The 1713-nt window shown below is 76.0% G+C and carries 1 protein-coding gene; it reads left to right on the top strand.

The window, feature by feature from the left end; translation table 11 throughout:
- The coding region (locus AOK22_RS37460) for a glycosyltransferase (RefSeq protein ID WP_107102130.1) at window positions 1-1569 on the top strand (1569 nt) is incomplete at its 5' end.
- Window positions 1570-1713 lie beyond the last annotated feature (144 nt).

The raw sequence follows: 1713 nt of genomic DNA, 5'->3' as shown, positions 1-1713 counted from the left end.
GTCGGGGGTCCGGCGGACGCGTCGGCCGGGGCGTCGACCGGGTCCTCCCCGGGTTCCCTGCCCGGTGTCTCGGCAGGGTCCTTGCCCGGCTCCTCGCCGGGTCCCCTGTCCGGGGCCTTGCCGGGTTCCCTGTCCGGTCCCGGGATGCTTCGCGGCGCCGTGGCGGACCGTTTCGGCAGCGCGCTGTACGGCCTCGCCGAACTCGCCCGTGACGAGGGCGGACTGGTGGGCGCGCTGCGCTCCGAGTCCGCCGTCCGCGCGCTGGAGCGGGCCTGTCGCGCGCCGGGCGCGCTGCGGGCCGCCCGGGGCGCCCGCGTGCCCGACCTGCTCGCCGCGGCCGGGCTGATCGAGCGGGCGCTGCGCCCGCTCTCCCTCGACTGGTACGAGGACGACGAACTCGGCGCGGTCGACCTGTGCCACGCCACCTCCGGCGGGCCCGCGGCGCTGCCCGGCCTGCTCGCCAAGCACTTCGCCGGGGTGCCGCTGCTCGTGACCGAGTACGGCGTGCAGCTGCGCGCCCACTACCTCGCCGCGGGCGGCACCGACCTGAGTGCGCCGGCGCGTGCGCTGCTCGCGTCCTTCCACGGCCTCCTCGCCGCGGAGGTGTACCACCAGGCCGCCGTCATCACCCCCGGCAACACCCATGCCCGGCGCTGGCAGGAACGGTGCGGCGCCGACCGTGCGAAGCTGCGCACGGTGTACCCCGGCATGGCGTCGGGCCACTTCGCGGAGATCGGCGAAGGGGGCTACGACGCCTTCGCCGCCGACCCCGCCACGCTCCTGTGGGTCGGCCGCATCGAGCCCGCCAAGGACCTGATCTCGCTGCTCCACGCCTTCGCCGAGGTCCGCAAGGAGGAGCCCGCGGCGCGTCTGCGGATCGTTGGCGCGCCGGCCGAGGGGCCCGAGGCCGCGGAGTACCTCGCGCACTGCCGGGCGCTGGCCGCGCAGCTCTTCCCCGACGAGGCCGACGGCGTGCACTCCGTCGGCGACAACCCCGTCTCCTTCGAGGAGATCGGCGGGCCCGAGGTGCCCGAACTCGCCGACGCGTACGCCGCGGGCGGCGTCGTGGTGCTCTCCAGCGTCGTCGAGGGCTTCCCGATCAGCCTGGTCGAGGCCATGTTCTGCGGGCGCGCGACCGTCTCGACGGACGTCGGCGCGGTGGTCGAGGTCATCGGCGGCACCGGGCTCGTGGTGCCGCCGCGCAATCCGCGGGCGCTCGCGGAGGCGTGCGTGGCGCTGCTGCGCGACCCGGAGCGCTGCGAGCGCCTGGGCGCGGCGGCGCGGGCGCGGGCCCTCGAACTCTTCACCGTTGAGCAGAACGTCGAGGCATTTAGGGGCATTTACCTAGAAATCGTCTCGCACTGCCCCGTGCGGCGGGACGCGGTGGACGAGGCGGGCGAGCCGGTCCCGTTCGCCAACCCGGCGGAGGCCCATGTGCCGGGCCGCTGGGCGGTCGCGGTGGGACCCGTGGCCGGACCGGAGGGCGGCGGTGCGCCCAGCGGGGTGCCCAGCTGGGCGGTGCCCCAGGAAGAGGACGAGCAGGAGCAGTTGAAGGGGGCGGCGGTATGAGTGGACAGCAGGGCGCGGTGGACGCGGTGGACGCGGTGGACGGTACGGAGGGTGTGGACACGCCGAGGGCTCCCGGGGGCGGGGTCGGCTGGGACGCGCGCTCGGAGGGGTTGCTGGCGGGGAAGACGGCGGAAGCGGCAGGGG

It is taken from the genome of Streptomyces silaceus (assembly GCF_001419745.1).
Taxonomy (GTDB): Bacteria; Actinomycetota; Actinomycetes; order Streptomycetales; family Streptomycetaceae; genus Streptomyces; species Streptomyces silaceus.
The sequence above is the reverse complement of the archived record's forward strand: the minus strand, read 5'-3'. Positions and strand labels throughout refer to the sequence as shown.